General features: G+C 40.5%; 25 protein-coding genes and 1 other RNA gene. 16 read left to right on the top strand and 10 right to left on the bottom strand.

What is annotated here, in order from left to right; all coding sequences use genetic code 11:
* Positions 1 to 280: 280 nt before the first annotated feature.
* Positions 281 to 1,567 carry a branched-chain amino acid transport system II carrier protein gene (gene brnQ / locus HUK62_RS11065; RefSeq protein ID WP_176537868.1) on the bottom strand — a complete coding sequence of 429 codons (1,287 nt, stop codon included), beginning with the start codon at positions 1,565 to 1,567 and terminating at the stop codon, positions 281 to 283.
* Between the two features lie 350 nt (positions 1,568 to 1,917).
* On the opposite strand from brnQ, the gene map reads away from it, so the two are divergent.
* Positions 1,918 to 2,712, top strand: a complete 795-nt coding sequence (gene map / locus HUK62_RS11060) for a type I methionyl aminopeptidase (RefSeq protein WP_005400725.1) — start codon at positions 1,918 to 1,920, stop codon at positions 2,710 to 2,712.
* A gap of 302 nt (positions 2,713 to 3,014) precedes the next feature.
* On the opposite strand, the gene HUK62_RS11055 is transcribed toward map, so the two are convergent.
* Both HUK62_RS11055 and HUK62_RS11050 read right to left on the bottom strand, forming a co-directional pair.
* Complete coding sequence (locus HUK62_RS11055) at positions 3,015 to 3,923, bottom strand: LysR family transcriptional regulator (RefSeq protein ID WP_010326995.1); 909 nt, start codon at positions 3,921 to 3,923, stop codon at positions 3,015 to 3,017.
* 97 nt (positions 3,924 to 4,020) lie between these two features.
* Positions 4,021 to 4,464: a phosphohydrolase gene (locus tag HUK62_RS11050; RefSeq protein WP_176537867.1), complete on the bottom strand. Its 444-nt coding sequence runs from the start codon at positions 4,462 to 4,464 to the stop codon at positions 4,021 to 4,023.
* A 62-nt stretch (positions 4,465 to 4,526) separates the two neighbouring features.
* On the opposite strand from HUK62_RS11050, the gene HUK62_RS11045 reads away from it, so the two are divergent.
* Positions 4,527 to 4,853 carry a hypothetical protein gene (locus tag HUK62_RS11045; RefSeq protein WP_004696551.1) on the top strand — a complete coding sequence of 109 codons (327 nt, stop codon included), beginning with the start codon at positions 4,527 to 4,529 and terminating at the stop codon, positions 4,851 to 4,853.
* Positions 4,854 to 4,894: 41 nt separating this feature from the next.
* On the opposite strand, the gene glnG is transcribed toward HUK62_RS11045, so the two are convergent.
* Positions 4,895 to 6,376 (bottom strand): nitrogen regulation protein NR(I), encoded by a 1,482-nt coding sequence (gene glnG / locus HUK62_RS11040; protein ID WP_176537866.1) that lies wholly within the window; start codon positions 6,374 to 6,376, stop codon positions 4,895 to 4,897.
* Complete coding sequence (gene glnL, locus HUK62_RS11035; RefSeq protein ID WP_004696555.1) at positions 6,363 to 7,472, bottom strand: nitrogen regulation protein NR(II); 1,110 nt, start codon at positions 7,470 to 7,472, stop codon at positions 6,363 to 6,365. The genes glnG and glnL overlap by 14 nt, the downstream gene beginning before the upstream one ends.
* 351 nt (positions 7,473 to 7,823) lie before the next feature.
* Between glnL and rimO the strand changes: the two genes are divergently transcribed.
* The 12 genes from rimO (at position 7,824) to lpxA (ending at position 20,174) form a co-directional block, all read left to right on the top strand.
* Positions 7,824 to 9,167, top strand: a complete 1,344-nt coding sequence (gene rimO, locus HUK62_RS11030; RefSeq protein WP_004981943.1) for a 30S ribosomal protein S12 methylthiotransferase RimO — start codon at positions 7,824 to 7,826, stop codon at positions 9,165 to 9,167.
* A 43-nt stretch (positions 9,168 to 9,210) separates the two neighbouring features.
* Positions 9,211 to 9,939, top strand: coding sequence for a UMP kinase (gene pyrH / locus HUK62_RS11025; RefSeq protein WP_004696558.1), 729 nt, complete (start codon positions 9,211 to 9,213; stop codon positions 9,937 to 9,939).
* Between the two features lie 79 nt (positions 9,940 to 10,018).
* On the top strand, positions 10,019 to 10,573 hold the full coding sequence (frr, locus tag HUK62_RS11020) for a ribosome recycling factor (protein ID WP_176537865.1): 555 nt from the start codon (positions 10,019 to 10,021) through the stop codon (positions 10,571 to 10,573).
* 8 nt (positions 10,574 to 10,581) lie between these two features.
* On the top strand, positions 10,582 to 11,334 hold the full coding sequence (uppS, locus tag HUK62_RS11015; RefSeq protein WP_176537864.1) for a polyprenyl diphosphate synthase: 753 nt from the start codon (positions 10,582 to 10,584) through the stop codon (positions 11,332 to 11,334).
* 3 nt (positions 11,335 to 11,337) lie between these two features.
* A complete protein-coding gene (locus HUK62_RS11010) occupies positions 11,338 to 12,162 on the top strand; it encodes a CDP-archaeol synthase (RefSeq protein ID WP_176537863.1) in 825 nt (274 codons plus the stop codon).
* Positions 12,163 to 13,359 (top strand): 1-deoxy-D-xylulose-5-phosphate reductoisomerase, encoded by a 1,197-nt coding sequence (gene ispC / locus HUK62_RS11005; protein WP_176537862.1) that lies wholly within the window; start codon positions 12,163 to 12,165, stop codon positions 13,357 to 13,359.
* 2 nt (positions 13,360 to 13,361) lie between these two features.
* Positions 13,362 to 14,717 (top strand): RIP metalloprotease RseP, encoded by a 1,356-nt coding sequence (rseP, locus tag HUK62_RS11000; protein WP_176537861.1) that lies wholly within the window; start codon positions 13,362 to 13,364, stop codon positions 14,715 to 14,717.
* A 45-nt stretch (positions 14,718 to 14,762) separates the two neighbouring features.
* Positions 14,763 to 17,297: an outer membrane protein assembly factor BamA gene (gene bamA / locus HUK62_RS10995; protein ID WP_176537860.1), complete on the top strand. Its 2,535-nt coding sequence runs from the start codon at positions 14,763 to 14,765 to the stop codon at positions 17,295 to 17,297.
* A gap of 33 nt (positions 17,298 to 17,330) precedes the next feature.
* Entirely contained in the window at positions 17,331 to 17,825 is a 495-nt protein-coding gene (locus HUK62_RS10990; protein WP_125273300.1) for an OmpH family outer membrane protein, read from the top strand.
* Between the two features lie 3 nt (positions 17,826 to 17,828).
* Entirely contained in the window at positions 17,829 to 18,896 is a 1,068-nt protein-coding gene (gene lpxD / locus HUK62_RS10985; RefSeq protein ID WP_125273301.1) for a UDP-3-O-(3-hydroxymyristoyl)glucosamine N-acyltransferase, read from the top strand.
* A gap of 7 nt (positions 18,897 to 18,903) precedes the next feature.
* On the top strand, positions 18,904 to 19,389 hold the full coding sequence (fabZ, locus tag HUK62_RS10980; RefSeq protein WP_125273302.1) for a 3-hydroxyacyl-ACP dehydratase FabZ: 486 nt from the start codon (positions 18,904 to 18,906) through the stop codon (positions 19,387 to 19,389).
* The gene (gene lpxA / locus HUK62_RS10975) at positions 19,386 to 20,174 is read left to right on the top strand and encodes an acyl-ACP--UDP-N-acetylglucosamine O-acyltransferase (RefSeq protein WP_125273303.1); all 789 of its coding nucleotides are present in this window, start codon (positions 19,386 to 19,388) and stop codon (positions 20,172 to 20,174) included. Before fabZ ends, lpxA begins: the two co-directional genes overlap by 4 nt.
* 60 nt (positions 20,175 to 20,234) lie before the next feature.
* On the opposite strand, the gene HUK62_RS10970 is transcribed toward lpxA, so the two are convergent.
* Positions 20,235 to 21,080: a YbgF trimerization domain-containing protein gene (locus HUK62_RS10970; protein ID WP_125273304.1), complete on the bottom strand. Its 846-nt coding sequence runs from the start codon at positions 21,078 to 21,080 to the stop codon at positions 20,235 to 20,237.
* A gap of 274 nt (positions 21,081 to 21,354) precedes the next feature.
* Between HUK62_RS10970 and ffs the strand changes: the two genes are divergently transcribed.
* Positions 21,355 to 21,451, top strand: an RNA gene (gene ffs / locus HUK62_RS10965) — signal recognition particle sRNA small type.
* Between the two features lie 426 nt (positions 21,452 to 21,877).
* Here ffs and HUK62_RS10960 read toward each other — a convergent pair.
* From HUK62_RS10960 to HUK62_RS10945, 4 genes are all read right to left on the bottom strand, one after another.
* On the bottom strand, positions 21,878 to 22,483 hold the full coding sequence (locus HUK62_RS10960) for a regulatory protein RecX (protein ID WP_176537859.1): 606 nt from the start codon (positions 22,481 to 22,483) through the stop codon (positions 21,878 to 21,880).
* A gap of 106 nt (positions 22,484 to 22,589) precedes the next feature.
* On the bottom strand, positions 22,590 to 23,633 hold the full coding sequence (gene recA / locus HUK62_RS10955) for a recombinase RecA (protein ID WP_005401034.1): 1,044 nt from the start codon (positions 23,631 to 23,633) through the stop codon (positions 22,590 to 22,592).
* A gap of 114 nt (positions 23,634 to 23,747) precedes the next feature.
* On the bottom strand, positions 23,748 to 24,191 hold the full coding sequence (locus tag HUK62_RS10950; RefSeq protein ID WP_004696588.1) for a S4 domain-containing protein: 444 nt from the start codon (positions 24,189 to 24,191) through the stop codon (positions 23,748 to 23,750).
* Positions 24,184 to 24,858 carry an HAD-IA family hydrolase gene (locus HUK62_RS10945; RefSeq protein WP_004981908.1) on the bottom strand — a complete coding sequence of 225 codons (675 nt, stop codon included), beginning with the start codon at positions 24,856 to 24,858 and terminating at the stop codon, positions 24,184 to 24,186. The genes HUK62_RS10950 and HUK62_RS10945 overlap by 8 nt, the downstream gene beginning before the upstream one ends.
* 672 nt (positions 24,859 to 25,530) lie before the next feature.
* Here HUK62_RS10945 and HUK62_RS10940 point away from each other — a divergent pair.
* A complete protein-coding gene (locus tag HUK62_RS10940) occupies positions 25,531 to 25,776 on the top strand; it encodes a hypothetical protein (RefSeq protein ID WP_004696593.1) in 246 nt (81 codons plus the stop codon).
* Positions 25,777 to 26,026: the final 250 nt, after the last annotated feature.

Below are 26,026 nucleotides of genomic sequence, written 5' to 3'. Positions count from 1 at the left end.
TAAGCTTATACATAGATTGTATAAAGCAATATTGATGCCATGAATAGCTTGATAGGAAAGGCTTTAAAGAGTTTTTTATTTTCTAATATTAAATTTATAAGAGATATGAAGGTGTTGATATACGACTTTAGCGGTGTATATGAAATGTGTCAGTATGTATAAAAACTGATGTAAAAAGAAATGAAACAATATGTGTCCATTTGGATAAAATGTAACAAATATTGATCATGCTTAAAATCAGGTTTGGGTAAAACTAGATTTTAACAACATCAGTTTTTGCTTACTTTTTCACTTTGTCGATTACAACAGCAATTACAAAAACCACCAATGATGGGATAAGCCATGCAAGGTTTTGCTCTGCAAGAGGTAAGTGAGTGAGCGCATAAGGCAGTTCAAAGTTCGCAACTTTTAAACCGTCTAGAAGACCAAAGACCAAAGACACTGCGGTAACAGGTGCGATCACTCGGCGAGGATGATTAAAGAATTTCCAGCCAAAGCTCAGCATAATAACCACAATTGCAGGTGGATAAATTGCACTTAAAACAGGCACAGAAAAGGCGATGAGTTTGGTTAAACCTAAGTTTGAAATAATGAAAGAGAAACCAATCAGAATGAAGACCCAAACTTTATAGCCAATTTTAGTGATTGAACTGAAATATTCAGCACATGCACAGGTCAGGCCAATCGCAGTGACCATACACGCAATAAAAATCATGGCAGACAGGAAGATAGAACCTAAGTCACCAAATGCATGTTGAACATATGCATGCAGGATCACTGCACCATTACTCGCATTTGCTGCGACTTCATGGCTTCCAAGGCCAAGTTTAAATAAGCTGAGATAAACTACAGTTAAACCAATACCAGAAATGATACTCGCAATAACCGCATAACGCGTAATCAGTTTAGGGTTGCTGACACCGCGTGAACGAATGGCTTGAATAATCACAATACCAAAAACCAAAGCACCTAAAGTGTCCATGGTCAAGTAACCATTTACAAAACCTTCAGAAACAGGGCTGTCGATATAATTATTGATGGCCGGCGGAACGAAACCCGTTGGAATCATCATCGCCGCAATGCCAAGGATGGCTAAAGATAAAATCTTCAGTGGCGAGAGTACATAGCCAACCGTGTCTAAAATCTTGTTTGGATACAGTGAAATGAGGGTGACTACACTAAAGTAGATTGCACTGTAGATCAGCAAACTGCTGCTTGATGTTCCAAGATAAGATGAAAAACCAATTTCATAAGAAACGGTTGCAGTACGTGGTGTTGCAAAGAGTGGCCCGACAGTTAGGTAACACGTAATGGTTAAAATGAGGCTGGCTATTTTACCCAAAGGTGAACTTAAAATTTGAATCGAACCTTCGACACGTGACAGCGCAATAATGGTGATTACAGGTAAGCCTACAGCAGTGATTAAGAAACCAAAAGCTGCTAGCCATACATGCTCACCCGCTTGTTGAGCCACAATCGGTGGAAAGATAATGTTGCCCGCACCAATGAAGAGTGCGAAAGTCATAAAACCCAAAGCAACAATATCCCGAGTACGCAGACTTGTCATAAAAGGGAGATCGAGTTGAACAAAGGGGACGATTTTAGTGCATAAGTGTTTTTTTGGCTAATTTATTTCATGGGTGGTATTAAATTTTTTTATAAGATGAAAAGTGAATATATCAACTTGTAAAAAATAGGTTGATATATGTGATTGATTATCCATTTTAAAATATAAAAATTATAAATATGAAAAGCTTGAGTCGCTATTTTTCCTAAATTAAAAGTTGTAGTGCAAATGCTTTAAAATTACACAAATTATTTAGAGGTCAGTTGTTGAAGGCTAGCCTAAGATTTAAGTTTGAACAAAAATATTGAGAAAAGGTCTATACTTGCGGCTTCATAATTGAGGATATTTCAATGCGTGGCTTAAATGTGAGCATAAAAACTGAACAAGATGTAGAAAAACTTCGTATATCTGGTCGTTTGGCTGCCGAAGTTTTAGCGATGATTGGTGAACATGTAAAGCCGGGTGTTACGACTGAATATCTGGATGATATTTGTCATGACTTCATTGTAAATACCTTAAAAGTGACGCCTGCCAATATTGGTTATCATGGCTATACCAAAACCACCTGTATTTCTCCAAATGAAGTGGTCTGTCACGGTATTCCATCGCCGAATGTTGTACTTAAAGATGGCGATATTATTAATATTGATGTGGCGATTATTAAAGATGGCTACTTTGGTGATACCAGTCGTATGTACTATGTGGGTACAGTGAAACCGGAAGCCAAAAAGCTAGTCGATACGACTTATGAGGCGATGGTTGCAGGTATTCATGCTGTGAAGCAAGGTGCGACGCTTGGTGATATTGGTTATGCCATTCAAACTGTTGCGCACCGTGAAGGTTATAGTGTGGTACGCGAGTATTGTGGTCATGGTATTGGCAAAGTTTATCACGAACAGCCAAGCGTATTGCACTATGGTCAACCAGGTAAGGGGATGCAGCTTAAAGCGGGCATGGTGTTCACAATTGAACCGATGATTAATATGGGCAAAGCGCATGTCAAAGAACTTAAGGATGGTTGGACAGTCGTGACTGCCGATAAGTCTTTAACTGCGCAGTGGGAGCATATGGTACTCGTGACTGAAACCGGTTTTGAGTTACTATCACCTTGGCCTGAAGGTACGGGCAGTTATCCAGAAATTTAAGTTGATGTTTTGTCGGTGATTAAATTTTAGACTTTGGTCTAGCTTTGTGGCCTAAAAGCTAAATTAAGTCTTAAAAGCAATCACTGATATTTCTGAAACCCTTTATTTGTCGTGTTTTTGATATTTTTTGATTAAAACTTATACATGTAAGCTATTGGTCTAGACTTTATTTTGTCACTAAAATTGTTTCCAAGATACTCGCTGTAGTTTCTTATTTTGAAAGTTTATGAGCTTATCCACCTCGGTTAAGCTCTTTTTTTTGTCTCATGGATTGGCTCAATGTGATTGAGCATGTGTAGGGTTTAAAGTGATTTATTTGCGCTGAGGTGTTCAATTAAATAGTCAATAAACACACGGACAGCAGGCAGTAAACCACGACGTGAAGGATAGACCGCATGAAAAATACCGTGTGGTGCTTTCCAGTCGGGTAGTACGCGAACCAGTTCACCACTTTTCACCATATCTTGTACGATGCTGTCTGGAAGTAAGGCAATACCGCAGTTTTTACGCACCAGTTGAGCCAACATACTCAAATCAGAGCCCATCACCACAGGGTTTACACGTATTTTCTTTTGTTGCTGCGCATCATTATGCACGATGATATGTTGATCTAAATGCTCATCAACCATACTCAGTATATGATGTTGGCTTAAATCTTCAGGTTGTTTTAGTTCGCCAAATTCATTCAAGTAGGCTTGGCTGGCAAATAAATGCTGCTCGATATTTTCAAATTTACGAATTACCAAACTTGGATCATCGTCTAGATTGGAGCGAACCCGCAGCGCGATATCAAAACCTTCGTTAATAATATCTACACGGCGATTGGTCACCATCATTTGTACTTTAATTTCGGGATAGGTTTTTAAGAAGCTCGGTAAAATACGTGCAATTTCGTTTTGTGCAATCGATACAGGCAGGCTGAGTTTAATGACACCACGCGGTTGTAAACTGAGATGATCGACCAAATCGTGTGCGGCTTGTGCAGCATTCATCATCACTTGCGCATGACGGTAAATGTTCATACCAATATCGGTCACTGCGAAATGGCGAGAGCTGCGTTGAATTAGGCGTACACCTAAGCGCTCTTCGAGGTTATACACGCGTCGACTAAGTTTGGATTTGGGAATATCTGTTGCGCGTTCGGCTGCGCTAAAACCACCATGTTCAACCACTTGAGCAAAACAATAAAAATCATCTAAATCGCTTAACATTCACGATGTCCATTTGTGCAACGATAGACTTAATTAAAAAGTGATCGTTGCAGTTTGTCAATTTTGAAATTGTAGAGATTTAGTGGAAAATACTCAGTTATTCAAAGGGTTTAACGTTTTTTGCCTGTTTAATTATTTCAAGCACCTCTTTATATTCTTCAAGCCGTGCAAAGTCACGTGCTGTTGGGTTGTTTATGCGCGTAAGGTTCATATTATCGGCTACATCAACATATTTCACTTGGGTTGCAAGAGGGTTTAATGCAGTGCGCTTGGCCGCTTCCAAACGTGATTCACCTGTTTGTTTGGTCAGTGCTTGTATGGATTGAATGATCTCGGCACTAAAGCCAAGCGCTTTTAAGTCTTCAGCAGTCGTTGAGGTGTCTTCCAAAATGTCATGCAACACCGCAATGATTTGTAGGGTAGGATTGGAAAATTGCAACATTAGGCGAAGTGGATGCAAGATGTAAGGTTGTCCGCCCTTATCGAGTTGCCCCGCATGTTGGGTTGCAGCCAGTGCAATGGCTTTTTCTAAAGTCGACATGATTATTCTAGGTACTTTATCCTATGCTAAACTTCGCAGCATCTTTGTTTAAAAGCTAAATTATGACTTATCAATTAATCCCACTAGACTGTGAAGCGACAGATCCTGTAGCGTGTCCACACTGCCAACAACAGGTAATTGATTGGTCTCAGGAACAATACGTTCAGCCTTGTGAGCATACCTTATTTATTGCGATGGACATTGGTTTTGAATATATCACAGATGAATTTGAAGCGACCATGCAGCGCAGTGTTGATGATCTCCATGCACATGATGATCAAGTGATTATGTTTGAAGAGTTAACTCAAGCCAGTTACCCAAAATTTATCATGTTAAAAGCACCACTTGGTGTTGAAGGCTATTCACGCTATTTAGGCTTTACGGCTTAATAAATAAAAGCGCCATTGCGGCGCTTTTATTTGAATCTGTCTTAGTTTTCTAAAGCTTCTTCTTCACTTTCATCATCTGCGGTATCCATACCTAGCTCTTTAAGTTTACGCGTAAGGGTGTTGCGCCCCCAACCGAGTAACTCAGCCGCATGCCGTTTACGGCCACGGGTTTGTTGCAGCGCAGCAATGATCAATGTGCGTTCGAACATTGGGGTGGCGATATCGAGAATTTTCATCTCGCCATTTTTTAGTTTCTGCACAGCCCATTGACCTAATAACTCATCCCAATGGTGGACTGCAATACGATCTAAGTTTTGCGCGGCTTGTGCATCTTCAGCTGAGCGGATAATTGGAATTTGCTTCAGCTCTGATGGTAAGTCTTCAGGATAAACTTCACGTCCTGTAATCATGACCGTTAACCAGCGGCAAGTGTTCTCGAGCTGACGTACGTTGCCTTGCCAAGGCAGCTGTTGCATATATTCTTGCGTTTCAGGGCGAAGGATTTTAGGGCTTACACCTAATTCTTTGCCTGCGCGTGCCAAGAAGTGCTGCGCCAACATCGGGATGTCTTCGCTACGATGCGCCAGTTTTGGAATGTGAATGCGAATCACGTTTAGACGGTGATATAAGTCTTCACGGAAGCGACCATCATGTACCAATTTTTCTAAGTCTTGGTGCGTTGCCGCGACAATACGTACATCTACTTTTACCGGGATATGCCCGCCGACGCGATAGAACTCGCCATCAGCCAGCACACGCAGTAAACGTGTTTGCGTTTCAAACGGCATATCGCCAATTTCATCTAAAAACAGCGTTCCACCATTGGCCTGTTCAAAGCGACCTTGGCGCTGTGTATTGGCGCCAGTAAATGCACCTTTCTCATGACCAAAAAGCTCTGTTTCAATTAGGTCTTTGGGAATCGCGGCCATGTTGAGTGCAATAAAAGGTTTGCTGCTCCGTGGTGAGTGGCGGTGTAGCGCATGCGCAACTAACTCTTTACCTGTACCAGATTCACCATTAATTAACACTGTAATGTGTGATTGAGACAAACGACCAATCGCGCGGAAGACTTCCTGCATAGCAGGAGACTCGCCAATGATTTCGGTCGATTGAATCGGTGGTACCGTTTTTGCCGATTCTTGCTGCTGCATTTTGGTGATGTGCAAAATCGCACGATTCACTAAAGCCAAGGCTTCATCAATATCAAAAGGCTTAGGTAAATATTCAAATGCACCTGTTTGATAACTTGAAACAGCAGACTCTAGGTCAGAGTGAGCTGTCATAATAATGACAGGTAGATCAGGATAGTTGGCTTTAACTTTTGCTAAGAAAGTTAAGCCATCTATACCGGGCATACGAATATCGGTCAAGATCACATCGGGTGCATCTAAACTGAGCTGGTCTAAAGCGGATTGAGCTTCTTCAAAACTTGTGACGTCGAAACCTTCTTCTTTGAATGTTTTTTCCAGCACCCAGCGCATGGCGCGATCGTCATCAATTACCCATATTTTATTTCGCGACATGGTTTAACTCCCAAGGTATATATAAGCTAAAAGTTGTTTTTCCGGGAACAGATTGACATTCAATCATTCCGTTATGTTGATGCATAATATTTTGCGCAATACTTAAACCCAGTCCTGTGCCTTTAGCACGACCCGTGACCAGTGGGTAAAATACGGATTCTAAAATTTCTTCTGGAACGCCTGGACCATTGTCTTCGATATCAATCCGCACCACGGAGCGTTGCAGTACACCATTGATGGTCACTAAACGTTGAATACGGGTGCGTAACATTAGTTCAGGTTGGTGGTCGACAAAGAACTCTTTATTTTCAGTCATGGCTTGCACTGCATTGACGCTAATGTTCAACATGACTTGTATCAGTTGATCACGATCGGCCATCACTTCAGGTAATGACAAATCATAATCACGGGTGATCTTAATTTTCTTTTTGGTTTGGTTGGTAATGAGTGAGCGAACACGCTCTAAAGGCTCATGTACATTGACCAACTCATAACTGGGTAGCTGACGAGAACCAAGCATGGTGTCTGCTAAATTACGTAAGCGATCGACTTCACTGATAATAATGTCGGTGAACTCGCTATATTGAGGATCATTGAGGCTACGCGCTAACAGTTGTGTAGCGCCGCGAATTCCGCCCAACGGATTTTTAATTTCATGTGCAACACCACGAATCAGTTGGCGTGCGACCTGATGCTGTTGTAAGAAGTTTTCTTCCTTGGAAATTTTGAGCATCCGATCAATCGGATTGATCTCAATTAAAAGCAAAGGATGATAGGGTTTATTTGAATTTAGCTGTGACACGGTATAGTCAACATGAATATCTTTAAAGTTGACCTTTATAATGGCTTCACGACGGGTGTAGTGTTGTCCCGAGTTTAGAGTATTGAGGAGTGCTTCTTCTGTATTAAACTCATCATTGGGTGCATGGAGTAAATTAAGCGCAGGTTGGCCAGAGGCACGTAAAAGACTGATATCAAATAATGCTTCGCAAGAGGAATTTAAGTAAAAAATATTTAATTTACTGTCGACCAATAAAATCGCAGTGGTCAAATTGTCCACTAAAAGGCGATAGTCGATAGAAATAGGGTGATCCATTAGCGAATGTATCCTGTATTAAAATAGCGCAATGGCATCTTGATAAAGCATTAACCGTTCCAAATAGCGGACTGAATTGATGCAAATAAAGCAAAATGCACGCCAACTTTGATTTTGTATAGTGAAATGAGCACACTTTTTTTGCGGAATGCGCTGTAAATGAACGATTAGCTAAAGATATAGCGGATTCTAAAAATCAAGTAAACTGAAAGTGACTTAAAATGGTGCGTTATACTGATTCTACTACAGTGTTGGTTTTATTTTGGTGCATTAAACAAAGAGTGTGGAATCGATCTGTTTTTATAAACAGAAAAGACATACAATACGCGCATTCTAGTGGAGCGCAGATTCATGAAATCCCCCAAAGTCGGTTTTGTTTCTTTAGGTTGTCCTAAGGCATTGGTTGATTCCGAACGAATTTTAACTCAGTTGAAGACTGAAGGTTATGATGTAGCATCAGATTATGATGGTGCGGATTTAGTTGTTGTAAATACCTGTGGTTTTATTGAATCTGCAGTGCAAGAGTCTTTAGATGCCATTGGCGAAGCCATGAGTGCGAACGGTCGTGTAATCGTTACGGGCTGCCTAGGTAAAGACGAAGACAAAATTCGCCAAATGCACCCAAATGTCTTAAAAGTGACAGGGGCAGCTGCATATCAAGAAGTGATGGAAGCCGTGCACCAATACGTGCCTGAGCCACCAAAACACAACCCATTTATTGACCTTGTTCCAGAACAAGGGATTCGTTTAACGCCGAAGCATTATGCGTACTTAAAAATCTCAGAAGGGTGCAACCACCGTTGTACCTTCTGCATTATTCCAAGTATGCGTGGTGACTTAGTGTCTCGCCCAGTCGGTTCTGTTTTAGAAGAAGCGGCTGCGCTTAAACGTGCCGGTGTAAAAGAAGTACTCGTTATCTCCCAAGATACTTCTGCTTACGGCCTCGATACCAAATACAAATTAGACTTTTGGAATGGTCAACCTGTTAAGACGAAGTTCTATGACATGTGTGAGGCCTTAGGTCAACTGGGTATTTGGGTGCGTTTGCACTATGTCTATCCATATCCACATGTGGATGCAGTGATTGACTTGATGGCACAAGGCAAAATTTTGCCTTATTTGGATATTCCATTCCAACATGCAAGTCCAAAAGTTTTAAAACTGATGAAACGCCCTGCGCATAGTGAAAATACACTTGAGCGTTTAAAGCTGTGGCGTGAAAAATGTCCTGAATTGGTGATTCGTTCAACCTTCGTTGTGGGTTTCCCGGGCGAAACTGAAGAAGATTTTGAGATCTTGCTTGAGTGGTTGAAAGAAGCACAACTTGATCGCGTAGGCTGCTTTACCTATTCACCTGTTGAAGGTGCGACAGCAAACGACTTGCCAGATCACGTGCCAGAAGAGATTAAGCAACAGCGTTATGAGCGCTTTATGGAAGTGCAACAGGCGATTTCTGCTGCAAAACTTCAAAAGCGTGTTGGTCAGAAAATGACGGTGCTGGTCGATGAACTGGATGAAGAATTCCCAGTTGCGATTGCACGTTCATACGCAGATGCTCCTGAAATTGATGGCAATGTCTTTGTGGAAGATATTGATAAAAGCCAGATCAAATCAGGCGATTTGTTAGAAGTCGAAATTACCGATGCAGATGAATATGATCTGTATGCACAATTGATTTCGATTAAATCGAATTAAGACACAAATAAAATTTTAAAATTTAGATATTGGAGTTATTGCGATGTTGGATTCTAAAAAACCACGTTTTGAACGCATCTTACTGAAACTTTCTGGCGAAGCATTGGCTGGAAATAAAGATATGGGCATTGATGCTCAAGTACTTGATCAAATGTCTTTGGCTATTGCGCACTTAGTAGGTTTGGGTGTGCAAGTCGGGATTGTTGTGGGTGGTGGTAACTTATATCGCGGTAGTCAATTACAAAAAGATGGTTTGGTTGGTCGCGTAACGGGTGACCAAATGGGTATGCTTGCAACCGTGATGAATGGTTTGGCATTACGTGATGCTTTGGTACGCCGGAATATCAAAACGCGTTTGATGTCAGCATTGCCAATTGGTGCTGTAGTTGAATCATACTCAAGCCGTGATGCGATTCGTCACCTAACACAAGGTGAAGTTTGTGTGTTTGTCGCAGGTACAGGTAACCCGTTCTTTACCACAGATACAGCAGCATGCTTACGTGGTATCGAGATTGAAGCCAACCTGATCCTAAAAGCAACGAAAGTTGATGGTGTCTACAACAAAGACCCAAGCAAATACGATGATGCTGTTAAATATGACACCTTAACTTTTGACCAAGTGTTAGATGAGAAATTGGGTGTGATGGATTTAACCGCGATTTGTTTGTGTCGTGACCATAATGTGCCGCTTCAAGTCTTTGACATGAATAAAGCAGGTTCATTGCTTTCAGTGGTTATGGGCGAAAAAGAGGGTACTCACGTAACGAACTAATGTACGTGACCTCGAAAGCTCTTTATACTACACGCTATTTTAGAATTTATATCTTTTCGAATTAAGTAAGGAAGATCACATGATTAACGATCTTAAAAAAGACGCAGAAGACCGTATGAACAAGTCACTTGACTCGTTAGAACACGGTTTTGCCAAGGTTCGTACAGGACGTGCGCATCCATCTATCTTAAACGGGGTAATGGTTCCTTACTATGGCTCAGATGTGCCATTAAACCAAGTGGCAAACGTGGGTGTTGAAGACTCGCGTACATTGTTGATTCAGCCATTTGAGCGCACCATGGTTGCGGCAATTGATAAAGCGATTCGTGAATCAGATTTGGGTTTAAATCCGATTACGGCTGATGCGATTCGTGTTCCAATGGCTGCATTGACGGAAGAAACACGTCGTGACATGCAAAAAGTTGCGCGTAACGAAGCTGAAAATGCAAAAGTTGCAGTACGTAATATTCGCCGTGATGTACTGGGCGACATCAAAGCATTGTTGAAAGAAAAAGAAATTTCTGAAGATGATGAGCGTCGTGCATCTGATGAAATTCAAAAAATCACAGATAAGTTTGTTGCTGAAATCGACAAACGTCTTGCGAATAAAGAAGCTGAGTTGTTGAAGGTCTAACTTGTATAATGACCGATTCAGAAGATAAGCTTACTCTTCCAAAACATGTTGCCATCATCATGGATGGCAACAATCGTTTTGCCAAAAAAAATGCAATGCAAAAGGGCGATGGTCACCGTGAAGGAAAAAATGTCCTTGACCCGATTGTAGAGCATTGTCGAAAAAGAAATATTCAAGCATTAACCGTTTTTGCTTTTTCGAGTGAAAATTGGAAGCGCCCTCAAGCTGAAGTTGATTTGCTCATGAAATTGTTGGAAGACACGATTCATGAACAGTTGCCTCGTATGCATCAATACCAAATGTCTTTACGTTTTATTGGTGATCGTTCTAAATTATCTCCGCAATTGCGTGACTTAATGTTGCATGCCGAACAAGACACTGTTAATTTCGACAAGATGACTTTGACCATCGCAATTAGTTACGGTGGAATGTGGGATATGGCTCATGCGGCTAAGCAGATTGCACTTGCTGTTCAATCTCAAGCATTAGATCCTGAGCAAATTAATGAACATGTTTTTGGCCAATACGTTAGTTTGAGCGATTTACCCGCTGTGGATCTATTGATTCGTACTGGTGGGGATTTTCGTTTATCGAACTTTATGTTGTGGCAAGCAGCTTATGCAGAGCTTTACTTCACTCCAACTCTTTGGCCTGAGTTTAGTGTAGAAGAGTTTGATGACGCCTTGGCTGTATTTGGTGGGCGTGAACGTCGTTTCGGGAAAACGACGGAACAAATTCTACAAGATAAAATTGAGAACTAATAAATGTTAGAGCGGATTATAACCGCATTGGTTTTGGTGGCCGTTGTACTGAGTTGTATGTTTGCAACCCAGTCACACTATCCAATGTTTGTGCTGATGATTATTGCGGCAGGGGTTGCAGGCTATGAGTGGTTTAAACTCATGCCCCGTACAACAAAAAATGTTAATAAACCTCTAGCATGGGGTTTTGGTTTATTAAGTGCTGGCCTTGCTACACTTGCCTTATACTTTAACGATATTGCACTTCTACTTTGGGCTGCCTCTATCCTATGTTGGTTGCTAAGTCTGTATTGGGTTAAATCCTATCCGAATTATGATGCTTGGTATAATTCAACCCTTAAGGTGGTTGGGATTGTTCTGATATCTTCAGCTGTGACCGCTATTTTTGCACTCTGGAAGATGTCTCCATGGTGGCTGATGTACCTGTTTTTATTGGTTTGGGGTGCTGACAGCGGGGCATATTTTGTTGGGCGTAAACTGGGTAAGCGTAAACTTGCACCTGAAGTGAGTCCAAATAAATCGTTGGAAGGTCTCTATGGTGGTGTGATTACGGCCATGATCATCGTGGTCGCTGTTGAAATCCTCTATTTAGACCTAACGTACGCACAGCATTTATTATTTCTTATTTTATCTATAGTGACTGTATTTAGCTCGGTGCTCGGTGATTTGTTTGAGTCTATGATTAAACGTCGGGCTGGAATTAAAGACTCGGGTCGTATTTTGCCAGGGCATGGTGGGGTACTGGATCGCATTGACTCGCTACTGGCTGCTGCACCTATCTTTGCTGCGGGTGTATATGTGTTAAAACTTATTGGCGTAGATTTGTAAATGTCTCAATCTGTTTGTATTTTGGGTGTTACGGGTTCGATTGGGCAGAGCACCTTAAAAATATTGCAACAACATGCTGGACGCTACTCTGTGTTTGCTGTTACGGCGCATAGTCGGATGCAAGAACTTGTTGATATCTGTCAGCAGTTTCAACCGAAAATTGCAGTTGTACCTCAAGCAAAAGTAGATGAACTACGCCAGCTACTAGTCGCAGCCAATTTGCAAAGCATTGAAATTTTGGCGGATGAGGTAGGCCTCATCGCAGTTGCTGAGCATCCGGAAGTGGATGTGGTGATGGCGGCTATTGTTGGCGCGGCAGGTTTAATGCCGACGCTAGCAGCGGTAAAAGCAGGAAAGCGTGTCCTTTTGGCAAATAAAGAAGCGTTGGTGATGTCGGGTGACATTATGATGCAGGCTGCTCACGACCATCAGGCTCTTTTGCTTCCTGTGGACTCTGAACATAATGCAATCTTCCAATGCTTACCGCAGACCTATTTACAAGCTGAGCGTCACGGACAGCCGAAACTTGGAGTTTCTGGTATTCTTTTGACTGCATCAGGCGGGCCATTTCTAAAACATAGTTTAGATGAATTACACAATGTAACGCCTGCACAGGCGTGCAAACACCCGAATTGGTCCATGGGACAGAAGATTTCGGTTGATTCGGCGACCCTTATGAACAAAGGGTTAGAGCTAATTGAAGCTTGTCATCTTTTTTCAATCGAAGAACATTTTGTTACAGTAGTTGTGCATCCGCAGAGTATTATTCATTCCATGGTGCAATATGTGGATGGTTCAACATTGGCGCAAATGGGAAATCCTGATATGTGTACGCCGATTGCACATGCTTTGGCATGGCCTGAGCGTATTCAAACCCATGTTCCAGCTTTAGATTTATTTAAAAATCATCAGTTGGATTTTCAAGCGCCAGATACGCATAGATTCCCTGCATTAAGCTTGGCACGTCAAGCGATGAAAACTGGGGGTACAGCCCCTGCGATTTTAAATGCTGCCAATGAAATTGCGGTTGCTGCATTTTTAAATCAACAGGTGGGGTTTATGGATATTCCTGCTATTGTTGAACACACTTTGAATACCATCCCACATCAAGCAGCAACACAACTTGATGTTATTTTAGAAGCCGATCAAAACGCACGTCATGTTGCTCAGCAATATGTGGTGAATATAGGAATTTAAGCATGAGCGCCTTGTTTATGATTGTTGCGGCAATTTTGCTTTTGGGCCCACTTATTGCAATACATGAGTTTGGGCACTATTTTGTTGCGCGTAAATTGGGTGTAAAAGTTTTAGTTTATTCCATTGGTTTTGGACCGACGGTTTTAAAGTGGACCTCTAAAAAGTCAGGTATTCAATATCAGCTTTCGGCATTGCCCTTGGGTGGTTATGTTAAAATGCTGGATGAACGTGAAGGTGATGTTGCTGAAGAGGATGCGCCCAAAGCATTTAATCGTCAGTCACCTTGGAAGCGTATCGCAATTGTTGCAGCTGGCCCATTGATTAACTTGGTATTTGCAATCTTTCTGTTTTGGATTTTGTTTTTGCCTGCACAAGAGCAGTTGAATACTCGTGTGGGTAAAGTGTTACCTAATACACCTGCCGCACAAGTTCAAATGCAAGTGGGCGATAAAATTACCGCTGTTGATGGCTTAACGACACCGACTTGGGAAAAGTTGAATTTCGCCTTGGTTGACCGTGTGGGTGAAACGGGATCAATCCAAATTCAGGCCGAACGTGCGGGGCAAGTTAAGACGTTTAGTTTACCTATTCAAAACTTCTTGAAAGATCAAACACAGTCTCCGCTTGATGTTTTGGGTTTTACGCCTTATCGGCCAAAAATTCCTGCGGTCGTGACTAAGTTGAGCGAAGATGGTGCAGCCATTCGTCAGGGTATGCAACAAGGTGACAAAATTGTCGCGATTGGTGGCATCAAGATGAATGATTGGTTTGATGTGGTACAAGTGGTTCAAGCCTCGCCTGAGAAATTGTTAAAAATTGATGTACTTCGTCAAAATCAATTGGTACAACTTGAGGTGATGCCGCAAGGTAAACGTGACAACATGGGCAAGGTTTCTGGTGTCTTAGGTGTACAAAGTGACCCTGGGAAAATCAGTATTCCTACAGAATATAAACAAACGATACAATATAATCCTGCCGAAGCCTTCATGATGGCGGTGGATAAAACCGGTCAACTGTCGAGTATGATTTTGAACTCGATTGTAAAAATGGTGCGCGGTTTGATTGGTCTAGACAACCTATCAGGACCGATCACGATTGCCAAAGTCGCAGGACAAAGTGCGGAAATGGGTTGGCAAACTTTTATTTCATTTATGGCATTGATGAGTGTAAGTTTAGGGATATTAAATTTATTGCCTATTCCTATGCTTGATGGTGGACATTTGGTCTATTATTTTATAGAACTAATACGTGGTAAACCTGTTTCTGAACAAATACAATTGGTTGGTTTAAAAATTGGTATGGTATTGCTCGGAAGTATGATGCTTTTGGCACTATTCAATGATTTTATGCGTTTGTAAAAAAGCGTAGATACGGAATTAAATTTTACATCGGAAAAAACTGGCATGCAGCACACACATTTATTTATGCCTTTGGCGCTCATCAGTGCTATGGCAACAGTACAACAAGTATATGCAGCAGAAGATTATATAGTACGTGATATTAAGGTTGATGGACTTGTTCGTTTAACGCCAGCAAATGTCTATGGAATGATTCCGTTGAATAGTGGGGATCGTGTGAGCGATGCAGCACTTGCCAATGCCATTCGTAGTTTATATGCAACAGGTTTGTTTGATGACATTAAAACAGAAAAGCAGGGTGATACGCTGGTTTTCAAAGTTGTCGAACGTCCACTAATTTCTAAAGTTGAATTTAAAGGTAATAAACTCATTCCTAAAGAGGCCTTGGAAGAAGGCTTGAAGAAGATGGGGATTACCGAAGGTGAAGTGCTGAAAAAATCAGCGCTACAGACGGTTGAGTCTGAGCTTGAGCAACAGTACATGCAGCAAGGTCGTTATGATGCTGATGTTAAAGTTGTGACAACAGCGAAGCCGAATAACCGTGTAGATCTTACTATTGAATTTGTTGAAGGTAAGGCTGCAAAAGTTGTAGATATTAATATTATTGGTAATACCGTATTTAAAGAAAGCGAAATTGAACAAGCGTTTGCGGTAAAAGAAAGTGGTTGGACGTCCATTATTTCACGTAATGACCGTTATGCACGTGAAAAGATGGCTGCAAGCTTAGAGTCTTTACGTGCACTTTATTTAAACAAAGGCTATATCAACTTTAATATTAATCACTCAAGCTTAAATTTAAGTGAAGATAAAAAGAATATTTTTGTTGAAGTTTCAGTGGATGAAGGCGAACAGTTTAAATTTGGCGAAACCAAATTTTTGGGCGATGCTTTATACACGCCAGCAGAGCTGAAAGCGTTACAAATATATAAAGATGGCGATATCTATTCACAAGAAAAAGTGAATGCGGTTAAACAGTTGCTTCTACGTAAATACGGTAATGCAGGTTATTACTATGCAGAAGTGAACGTCGTGCCTCAGATTGATAAAGAAACTCATCTGGTGGATTTAAATTATTATGTGAATCCAGGTCAGCAAGTAACTGTGCGTCGTATTAACTTTACCGGCAACACGAAAACTGCGGATGAAGTATTACGTCGTGAAATGCGCCAAATGGAAGGTGCACTCGCAAGTAATGAGAAAATTGATTTATCTAAAGTTCGTTTAGAGCGTACAGGCTTCTTTAAGACTGTAGATATCAAGCCTGCACGTGTTCCGAACACAGCCGACCAGGTTGATTTAAACATTAATGTTGAAGAGCAGCACTCAGGTACCAGTACTTTAGCAGTTGGTTTCTCGCAAAGCGGCGGTATAACCTTCCAAGCGGGTCTAAGTCAAACTAATTTCATGGGTACAGGTAACTCTGTTGCTATTGATTTATCACGCTCAGAAACACAAGATTACTACAACCTAAGTGTGACTGATCCGTACTTTACGATTGATGGTGTACGTCGTGGTTATAACATGTACTACCGTAAAACCAAGTTGGATGAAGACTATAACGTCAACAACTATGTGACGGATAGTTTTGGTGGTGGTATCAATTTCGGTTATCCAATTGATGAAAACCAAAGTGTCAGTGCGGGTTTAAACATCGACCAAACTGAAGTCACCACAGGTCCGTATGTATCGACCTATGTACGTGATTACTTGTTGGCGCATGGCGGTAAGGCAACTGGCAAAGCTGAAGATGTTTGTATTGGTACTATAGAAAACTTGTATGAGGATACTGCTAATCCAACAAAAATAACTGGTACGAAATGTAATGGTCAGACTGTTGATTATGATAATGAATTTAACGGTGATTTCCTAACGTATAACTTAAACTTGGGTTGGTCATATAACACCTTAAACCGTCCGGTGTTCCCGACATCTGGTATGTCGCATCGTATTAATGGTGAAATTGCATTACCCGGTAGTGATGTTGAATATCAAAAGCTGACATATGATGCTCAGGCATACTTCCCATTAGGCAAAGACTTCGTACTTCGTGGCTATGGTAAGTTGGGTTATGGTAATGACTTACCATTCTATAAAAACTTCTATGCTGGTGGTTTTGGTTCGGTACGTGGTTATGACAACAGTACCTTAGGTCCGAAATATCCAGGCGTAACTTATAGTGAATCAAGATCTAAAGATAATGACTATGAGGAAGTGGGTGGTAACGCACTGATCCAATTTGGTACAGAATTGGCTTTGCCTTTGCCATTTAAAGGCGATTGGACGCGTCAGGTTCGCCCAGTTATCTTTGCCGAAGGCGCGCAAGTATTTGATACGCAGTGTGATGTTCCATCTGGTCAGTTATATATGACTGGAAGTAAAACTGATGCAGGTATAGATGCGAAACAATACTGTAAAGACAACTTTGGTTTTGATGTTTCAAACATGCGTTATAGCGTGGGTGTAGGCTTTACTTGGATTACGATGATTGGTCCATTGTCTCTCAGCTATGCATATCCATTGAATGATAAAGATGGCGATGAAACAAAGAACATTCAATTTGAAATCGGTCGTACCTTCTAAGGTCGACCGTTTCTCTACATGAAAGATATAAATATGAAAAAATTTCTTACAGCTTTAACACTTACAGCATTAACTTCTACAGTGGTGAATGCTGCTGGCTATGGTGTAGTGGATCTTGAGCGTGTTGTTGAAAATAGTAGCTATTTAAAACAGCAAAATTCGAGTTTTCAACAGAAAATTCAACCGCAAAGTACGAAGCTTGATCAACTTAGTAAAGAGCTTCAAGACTTACAACAGCGTTTACAAACAGGTGATAAGCTGAGCGCTGCGGATAAGCAAAAAATGGTGACTCAGTATCAAACCAAAATGAACGAGTTCAATACTTTACAACAGACCATGCAAAACAGTGTGCAAAGCTCGATTCAGCAAGTACGTACTGTATTTGATGGTCGTGTGAAGCAAGTTGCTGAACAATTGCGTAAAGAAAATCAATTAGATGTTGTTTTGAATAAAAACTCAGCACTTGCCTATGACGCTAAGTATGATTTAACTGATAAAATGATTCAAAAGGTTAACGCAATTAAGTAATCAATGAATCCTCAACAGTACCGCTTAGAAGATCTTGCTCGTCTAGTCCAAGGTGAGTGTGTAGGTCAAGCTGATTTAATCCTTAAGGGATTAGCAAGTCTAGATTCGGCAGAATCTAGACATCTTGCATTTGTAAATGGTGAAAAGTACTTAGAGCAAGCACAGCAGTCTAAAGCTGGAGCATTTATTGTTACAGCTGATCTGAAAGATCGATTGGTTGAACATCAAAACTTTATTGTTGTTGCCAATCCTTATTTAGCCTTTGCTATTTTGACCCATGCTTTTGAGGTTAAACACACTGAGCAGGGCATTGAAAGCACTGCACAGATACATCCATCAGCAATCATCTCAGATACTGCTTATATTGGTCATTATGTGGTCATTGGTGAAAATTGCGTTGTTGGCGATGATACGATTATCCATTCACATGTCAGCATACATGATGGGGTTGAAATTGGCCGCGGTGGTTTAATTGAATCGCATGTAAATCTGATGTCATGCAAAATTGGTGATCGTGTCCGTATTCATGCCAATACTGTGATTGGTAGTGAAGGTTTTGGTTTTGCCCCTTATCAAGGGAAATGGCATCGAATTGCTCAATTGGGTTCGGTCATCATTGGAAATGATGTACGGATTGGTTCAAATTGTAGTATTGATCGCGGTGCATTGGATGACACAATTTTGGAAGATGGTGTCATTATTGATAACCTTGTGCAAATCGCCCATAACGCTAAAATTGGTGCCAATTCGGCTTTTGCTGCCAATACTGCAATAGCCGGTAGTACAACCATTGGCAAAAATTGCATCGTAGGTGGTGGGTCTGCAATTGCAGGGCACTTAAATATTGTTGATAATGTCACTTTAACTGGAATGTCAATGGTCACAAATAATATTTCTGTGGCTGGAACGTATTCTTCAGGAATTGGGCTGTTTGAAAATCAAAAGTGGAAACGCACCGTTGTTCGTTTAAGACAATTAGCAGATGTGCCATTGACCCAATTGGTAAAAAAACTTGATCATATGCAGGCTCAAATCGAGTCCCTTGAATCAACAATTAAATTGCGTAAATAGAAATATGATGACTGAGTCGAATTCTACTAGTTTCACGAAACCTGAATTGCCAATGACGATTCAAACTATTCGTGAGTACTTACCACACCGCTATCCTTTTTTATTGGTCGATCGTGTTGTTGATGTGACTGAAAATGGAATTGTGGCGTATAAAAATGTGTCTATTAATGAAGAGTTTCTTCAAGGCCATTTCCCTAATTATCCAATTATGCCTGGTGTTTTGATTGTCGAAGCATTAGCGCAAGTTTCAGGTATTCTTGGTTTCATCATGAACGATGAGAAACCAAGTGAAGGTTCTTTGTTCTTGTTTGCAGGTGCAGAGAAAGTTCGCTTTAAAAAGCAAGTCGTTGCAGGCGACCAATTGGTGTTAAAATCAGAATTGGTCATGCAGAAACGTGGTATTTACAAATATAATTGTATTGCCACCGTTGACGGTGTAGTAGCAGCATCTGCGGAAATTATGGTTTCGCATCAGAAAATAGAGCAATCATGAGCAATAACGAATTTATTCACCCAACAGCAATCATCGATGCATCTGCCGTGATTGCAGCAGATGCAAAGATTGGACCATATTGTATTATTGGTCCAAATGTCACTATTGGTGCAGGTACGCAGTTACATTCGCATGTGGTGGTCGGTGGTTATACACGTATTGGAGAACACAATGAAATTTTCCAATTCGCAAGCGTGGGTGAGGTCTGCCAAGATCTAAAATACGCAGGTGAAGAAACCTGGTTAGAAATTGGTGACCATAATAAAATTCGTGAACATTGTAGTTTACACCGTGGTACGGTTCAGGATCACGGTATAACCAAGATTGGTAGCCATAATTTATTGATGGTGAATACACATATTGCGCACGACTGTGTGGTCGGTGATCATAATATTTTTGCAAACAATGTCGGCGTAGCTGGTCATGTTCATGTTGGTGACTATGTAATTGTCGGCGGTAACTCGGGTATACACCAATTCTGTAAGATTGACTCTTATAGCATGATTGGTGGTGCATCATTGATTGTGAAAGATGTACCTGCTTATGTGATGGTTTCTGGTAATCCTGCACATGCTTTTGCAATGAATGTTGAAGGCATGCGTCGTAAAGGTTGGTCCAAAAATGTGATTCAAGGTTTACGTACTGCATTTAAACTGATCTATAAAGAAGGTCTGACGACAGAGCAAGCTTTAGAACGTATCCGTGCAGAAATTTTGCCTGAAGTTGCTGAGGCACAGCTGCTCATTGACTCCTTAGAACAGTCAGAGCGCGGCATTGTGCGTTAAGCTTATTCCAAATATAAAAAAAAGACACTTCGCGTGTCTTTTTTTATATCTATAGGAAAATTACTTTTTAAAGAAAGAGGCTTCTTCAGACTTGGGATATTGTTTAAGGAGTTTGGCTTTGTATTGGTTGGCCTGAGCCGTATTTTTATCCACTTCTTTGGCAATATTGTAGAGTTGATAGACGGCTCGAGGCGCACGCGAAGAGTTTGGATATTGGTTTGCCACAATCCCGTAGTTCTTTTTCGCTTCTGCATAGTTGGTGGGTTCAATCGCTAAATTAAATTCAGCTAACCAGAAATATGCATTGCTGATGTAAACACTGTTGGGGTTGTTTTTAATAAAATTTTGCATGGGTGCAATCGCTTTCTTCGCACCACCTTGCTTATAGGCATCCAATGCGACAGTATACGCGGCTTTTTCTAGCCCAGATGGCTCTGATGTGTTTTGCGTACTGACCACTACAGGTGCTTTGTTTACTGCGGCCGCGGTTGTGCTACTGCTGGCGTTGGTGATTGTGGTGTTACTGGGAGGAGTATCCTGTTGGTTATCCTCCGTTGTATTCCTCGCTTCAGGGTCTATTTTTTGCTGAAGTAACTCTAAGCGTTGATCTAGGTCAGCGTAACGGTTTTCCAACTCATGTTTGAGTTGAGCGATCTCGTTGTCTTGCTCTTCAAGTTTACCGCGTAAGCTACGCAAATCATTTTCTAATTGTTGGTTCTTTTGCATGATTTGCCAATTAATATTGGTTGCTGTTGCACTCGCACCTGTGTCTACTGCGACGCTGGTTGGATTGACACTATTGTTCGTTGCTTGGCTTAAGCCGCGAGATTCAATTGGAATATTGGCGAAAACAGGCGTTGTGCAAAGTAGGGTGAGGGCACATAGGCTATGCTTCTTTAGCATCATAAAATATCCGTGTTATAAGGCTTTGATGGGGGACACATCAAACAAAATTCATTTCCCTCATTAAAAACGGCAACGTTATGAATTGCAATAACCTTTTACATTGTTGTCGTATATTTAGGTAAATGAATGTAGCCTAGTCGTTACCAATAATTGAGCGATTTTTCTTAAGTTTGTTTTATAAATAGTCAATTGAATGAAATGCTTATTGAAAAGTCGTTTATAGGCTTGCAACTTAGGGAAAAATCTCTATACTCTGTTCTTGCAATGGTAGCCCTGCCGGTTACTTCGCAATTGTACTCTACGAACCCCGCCAGGACCGGAAGGTAGCAACGGTAGTAGAAATATGATGTGCCGAAGTCTTGCTGGTAGGGTTGCCACCATATTCATTTATTAAAAATATAATAATCAATACACAAATACATTGTATGTAGACCAAATTTAAAAATATCTTGTCCATTGACTGTTATTACATTTGTAATATTTCCTATTATCTTTACCCTTAACTTTTATTTTAAAATTCATTTACTCTATTCCTCACCTCTTTTTGCTCTCTACCATGTGTATTTTTTCTTTTGGGCGTGATGTATTTCAAGCATTAGAAATCATTGCATTATTTTTTATCTTACACGTCTTGTATATATTTAAGCTTTTCTGAGTTTGGTTTGATTTATACTTATTTAAGAGTGCTATAATTTTATAATTCATTAACGATTACATGTAGTTAATGTTGGGTGTGAATATAAGATCAATATTTATAAAGGTGATTTGGGTATAGCTTGGTCAAGAGCGAATGGTGATTAGTCATCAACCCTGCGATTAATCGCTTTCATAATCGCGTCCATTTCAAAGCCACGATACATTAAAAAACGGATTTGTTTGGCTTTTAGTTTTGGATCTGTTGCGACCTCAGTTCCATACTTTCTAACTTTGAGTTGATAGGCTTGTTCGACCCAATCTGTTTCTTTCAGTTCTTCTAAAATTAAACCAGTGTCAATCTTTTTAGTTTTAAGCGCCATTTTAATGCGATTAGGGCCTTTGCCTTTGCGCTTTTGGCTCGATAAAGTGATCTCAGCCACACGTTGATCACTCTGATAGTTTTGTGCTGAAAGCTCTTCAACCAGTTTAATCACTTCTTCGCGGTGCATCGCCCATGTAGCCAGTTTCTCAATCAATTCTGCTTTTGAATATTCCTTACGTGTTAATACAGCAAAGGCATAAGAGCGTAGACGGGAACCTGTTAAACCTGTGGGTTTGGGTTGATTCTCTTCATCAAAATCTAAAGCAGCAGCAGTTTCTTGTGTTACCTGCGTGTGGCAGTATTGAGTAGCAGGGGATTCTTCCTCACCAAATTGTTGTTTGAGAGCATCATAGTCAAGAAGTTTGGGGAATTTTGAATTAGGCATAATCGGCTATGAAATAGATCTGAATAAACAAAACGCCCCGTAGGGCGTTTCTTAGTGTAAGCCTAAATGTCGTGTAAGAACATTTAATCTTTTTAGATACTTTTAATTAAGCATCTAAAAAGTCCGGCTCTTCTTCATTCTCTTCTACAGGCGCAGCGTTTGCAGTCGTCAGTAGTTTTTCTCGAATGATTTTCTCAATGGTTTCAGCCAACTGAGGGTTTTCTTCAAGGTGACGGATCACATTGTTTTTACCTTGACCAATTTTATCACCTTGGTATGAATACCAAGCACCTGCTTTTTGTACGATTTCTTGTTGAACAGCTAAGTCTACGAGTTCGCCCAAGTGGTTGACGCCTTTACCATATAAAATTTGGAAGAGCGCTTCGCGGAATGGAGGTGCCATTTTGTTTTTGACAACTTTCACTTTGGTTTCAGAACCAACGATTTCATCGCCTTCTTTGACCTGACCTACGCGACGAATGTCTAAACGCACAGACGCATAGAATTTCAACGCATTACCACCAGTCGTGGTTTCAGGGCTACCAAACATTACACCAATTTTCATACGAATTTGGTTAATGAAAATTACCATACAGTTTGAACGTTTTGCATTACCTGTAATTTTACGTAATGCTTGGCTCATTAAACGTGCTTGGAGGCCCATGTGTGAGTCGCCCATTTCACCTTCAATTTCTGCACGTGGTGTCAATGCTGCAACAGAGTCGACAACGATGAGGTCAATGGCACCAGAGCGAACCAGCATGTCTGCAATTTCAAGTGCTTGCTCACCATGGTCAGGCTGAGAAACCAGTAGATTGTCAATATCTACGCCAAGTTTACGCGCATACTGTGGGTCTAAAGCGTGTTCTGCATCAATAAATGCACATGTACCACCTGCTTTTTGACATTCGGCAATCGCTTGTAAAGTCATGGTTGTTTTACCTGAAGATTCAGGACCATAAATCTCAACGATACGACCTTTTGGTAAGCCGCCAATGCCTAGAGCAATATCAAGTGTCAAAGAACCCGTTGATACCGCTTCAACAGCTTGTACGGTGTTATCGCCAAGACGCATTACTGTGTTTTTACCAAACTGCTTTTCAATTTGGCTTAGCGCAGCATTGAGCGCCTTGCTTTTATTATCATCCATCTTACAACCTCAAAACGATGTCACGGATATTTACTGAATATGCTCAGTATAGTGACAGATTTAGTCTGTATCTTCTATAAAAGTCAGATCGTGTGCGACACAATATGACGCATGTCATTCATCATCATTATAAGACCAATATTGGTCAAATTGTTGATCATTTTCTTGTCTAAACTTACTGATATCGCGTCGGTCTTTTTTACTTGGACGATGATCAGGTCGAGCTAGATTATGCAACTTTCTTTGGCTTGCAATCAATTCCCGTCGTGTAATACTGACTTCAGTTTCTTCATATAATTTTTGTGCAACAGGAGCGGGGCCACGCACGTCAGAGAGTTCTTTGATCACTACGGTTTTCTTGTCAATACCTTGTTGTATGGTGAGTTCCATTCCAACCCGAACTTCTCTCGACACTTTGACACGTTCGCCATTGTGGTGAACTTTGCCCCCCTCAATTGCATTTTTGGCAATGGAGCGCGTTTTAAAAAAACGTGCTGCCCATAACCATTTGTCAATGCGCATGCCTACAGCATCTTCCGCTAAAGTGGATTTACGCATATTTGGCCGTGACCTCAGCTTGCTCTAAATAAGGAATTAAATCGGTGAGCTGATTTAAGATCGGATAAGGGCTGGATGTCTTGCTTTGACCTAGTGATGAGGGTTGAGCAATGGTAAATAGGTTTTGAATACCATAACTTTCAGCACCTTTTAATACTTTTTCAGTGTCATCGATAAAGTAACACTGTGTGGCTGCAAAAGGATGGCGTTCATGGAGATGTTGCCAAAACTCAGTAAACTCTTTGGCATGACCGAGGGTTTCGCTGCTAATAATGACATCGAAATATGAGGCTAGTTTCGTGTGTTCGAGTTTGAACTTGAGTCCCTCACAGTCCGCATTAGTGGCAAGCCAGCAAGGGTAGCCGTTACTTTTTAAATAGTCGAGAAGTTCAAGACAGCCTTCACGTAGGCTAACTTTATGCTTAAATTCCTGCTGCAAAGCGAGCGTATCTACGCCAACTTTAGCTGTCCAAAAGCGCGTAGAATACCAATTGAGTGTATGATTATGGGTTTGATAAAACTGAAACAGGGCCTGAGTACTTTGTTCTAAAGAGCACTGGTGTTGTTCAGCATAACGGATAGGAAGCTGATGATTCCAAATAAAATCATCATAGGCAAGATCCAGTAATGTACCGTCCATATCAAAAATGATAATTGGCTTTTCCACTCAAAAAATCTCCAATATTTCAAAGTTCAGCAATGGCTATAGAAAACAGTTAGCAACTGATTTAGCAGTTTTGCTTTATGCAAATATGACGTAATTATAGCGTATAGATGCATAAGATGACGGATTTGCATAGCCCATTGTCAAAAATTGAAGAATATGGGATCTCAATTTTTTTAAGTAAGAGCATATAAGATGTGTTAATCGCACATTGATCCACAACAATATTGAACTTCAGCATAAGAAATGATTCACCTTATGGAGAAGGAAGAGTTTTTGTAAACATCCGATGAGAACACTTAGAGCTGTCATTATTATCGAAAACCTCTACTGTTGCTGCTGACCTAAATCAGCCATGGATTACAACGGACAGCATCATTGGTTTTGTCAGCTTTTCAATACTACTTAGCTATTCGGCTCTCATGTCTATCTAATCTGTTTCATCAAATGTTCATTTTAAATCGATAACATTAAAACCACCTGAGGGTGGTTTTAATGTTTGAGGCTAAATTTAAACCCCTTCAGCTGACGGAGAAAGGTTCGTCGTATCCAGCGCAATAACACAATAAAAGTAAGTTTTCTGACAAAAATGAAAATAAAGTGGTTTTGCTGGTTATTTACACGAGAATCGGTTAAAAAAGATGTGGCGAATGACAATAAAATAGAGAGGAATGGATGAGTGAATTAAATTTAGATTTTTTAGATGAAACCTTAGATAAATATGAAGCAAAAGGTAAGAAAAAGGCCATTAAAAAAATCCGTATTGGTTATATGCTCTATGCAAAATTTATGTCGAATAAAAAATTTGCAGAAAATGTAATGAGTTCATCTTTAGATCCAAATAAGCGGACTTATCGTAATACCAAGATTAAAATTACGCACGATGAATATGAGTTAACCTTTTTACGTAATGATGATTAAATATTCAATTGTGTAAAAAACCTAAAGTTTCATTTGTTTGAAATATTTGGGCTGTAAAGTGTGCGACATAAAGCAATGAAAATATAATGATTAGATGATGTTTGTGCAGTTAAGCCTGTTTATTTGGAGAGAGGTAAACAGGTTTTTTATTATAATAACTTTCTGGTCTAAGTGATTACAGACAAAAAGCCCGATTTGTTTTGATACTGATCGGGCTTTCATTTTGCTATTGAAATGAAAATAGTGAGAA

The sequence above is a fragment of the Acinetobacter sp. NEB 394 genome, assembly GCF_013374795.1.
Classification (GTDB): Bacteria; Pseudomonadota; Gammaproteobacteria; order Pseudomonadales; family Moraxellaceae; genus Acinetobacter; species Acinetobacter johnsonii.
Note: the sequence above shows the minus strand (reverse complement) of the source record. Positions and strands in the feature narration are given on the sequence as shown.

Bases quoted from the DNA above. Each gene is read 5' to 3' on its own strand.
- brnQ (WP_176537868.1), bottom strand. From the start codon at position 1,567: ATGACAAGTCTGCGTACTCGGGATATTGTTGCTTTGGGTTTTATGACT.
- map (WP_005400725.1), top strand. From the start codon at position 1,918: ATGCGTGGCTTAAATGTGAGCATAAAAACTGAACAAGATGTAGAAAAA.
- HUK62_RS11055 (WP_010326995.1), bottom strand. From the start codon at position 3,923: ATGTTAAGCGATTTAGATGATTTTTATTGTTTTGCTCAAGTGGTTGAA.
- HUK62_RS11050 (WP_176537867.1), bottom strand. From the start codon at position 4,464: ATGTCGACTTTAGAAAAAGCCATTGCACTGGCTGCAACCCAACATGCG.
- HUK62_RS11045 (WP_004696551.1), top strand. From the start codon at position 4,527: ATGACTTATCAATTAATCCCACTAGACTGTGAAGCGACAGATCCTGTA.
- glnG (WP_176537866.1), bottom strand. From the start codon at position 6,376: ATGTCGCGAAATAAAATATGGGTAATTGATGACGATCGCGCCATGCGC.
- glnL (WP_004696555.1), bottom strand. From the start codon at position 7,472: ATGGATCACCCTATTTCTATCGACTATCGCCTTTTAGTGGACAATTTG.
- rimO (WP_004981943.1), top strand. From the start codon at position 7,824: ATGAAATCCCCCAAAGTCGGTTTTGTTTCTTTAGGTTGTCCTAAGGCA.
- pyrH (WP_004696558.1), top strand. From the start codon at position 9,211: ATGTTGGATTCTAAAAAACCACGTTTTGAACGCATCTTACTGAAACTT.
- frr (WP_176537865.1), top strand. From the start codon at position 10,019: ATGATTAACGATCTTAAAAAAGACGCAGAAGACCGTATGAACAAGTCA.
- uppS (WP_176537864.1), top strand. From the start codon at position 10,582: ATGACCGATTCAGAAGATAAGCTTACTCTTCCAAAACATGTTGCCATC.
- HUK62_RS11010 (WP_176537863.1), top strand. From the start codon at position 11,338: ATGTTAGAGCGGATTATAACCGCATTGGTTTTGGTGGCCGTTGTACTG.
- ispC (WP_176537862.1), top strand. From the start codon at position 12,163: ATGTCTCAATCTGTTTGTATTTTGGGTGTTACGGGTTCGATTGGGCAG.
- rseP (WP_176537861.1), top strand. From the start codon at position 13,362: ATGAGCGCCTTGTTTATGATTGTTGCGGCAATTTTGCTTTTGGGCCCA.
- bamA (WP_176537860.1), top strand. From the start codon at position 14,763: ATGCAGCACACACATTTATTTATGCCTTTGGCGCTCATCAGTGCTATG.
- HUK62_RS10990 (WP_125273300.1), top strand. From the start codon at position 17,331: ATGAAAAAATTTCTTACAGCTTTAACACTTACAGCATTAACTTCTACA.
- lpxD (WP_125273301.1), top strand. From the start codon at position 17,829: ATGAATCCTCAACAGTACCGCTTAGAAGATCTTGCTCGTCTAGTCCAA.
- fabZ (WP_125273302.1), top strand. From the start codon at position 18,904: ATGACTGAGTCGAATTCTACTAGTTTCACGAAACCTGAATTGCCAATG.
- lpxA (WP_125273303.1), top strand. From the start codon at position 19,386: ATGAGCAATAACGAATTTATTCACCCAACAGCAATCATCGATGCATCT.
- HUK62_RS10970 (WP_125273304.1), bottom strand. From the start codon at position 21,080: ATGATGCTAAAGAAGCATAGCCTATGTGCCCTCACCCTACTTTGCACA.
- HUK62_RS10960 (WP_176537859.1), bottom strand. From the start codon at position 22,483: ATGCCTAATTCAAAATTCCCCAAACTTCTTGACTATGATGCTCTCAAA.
- recA (WP_005401034.1), bottom strand. From the start codon at position 23,633: ATGGATGATAATAAAAGCAAGGCGCTCAATGCTGCGCTAAGCCAAATT.
- HUK62_RS10950 (WP_004696588.1), bottom strand. From the start codon at position 24,191: ATGCGTAAATCCACTTTAGCGGAAGATGCTGTAGGCATGCGCATTGAC.
- HUK62_RS10940 (WP_004696593.1), top strand. From the start codon at position 25,531: ATGAGTGAATTAAATTTAGATTTTTTAGATGAAACCTTAGATAAATAT.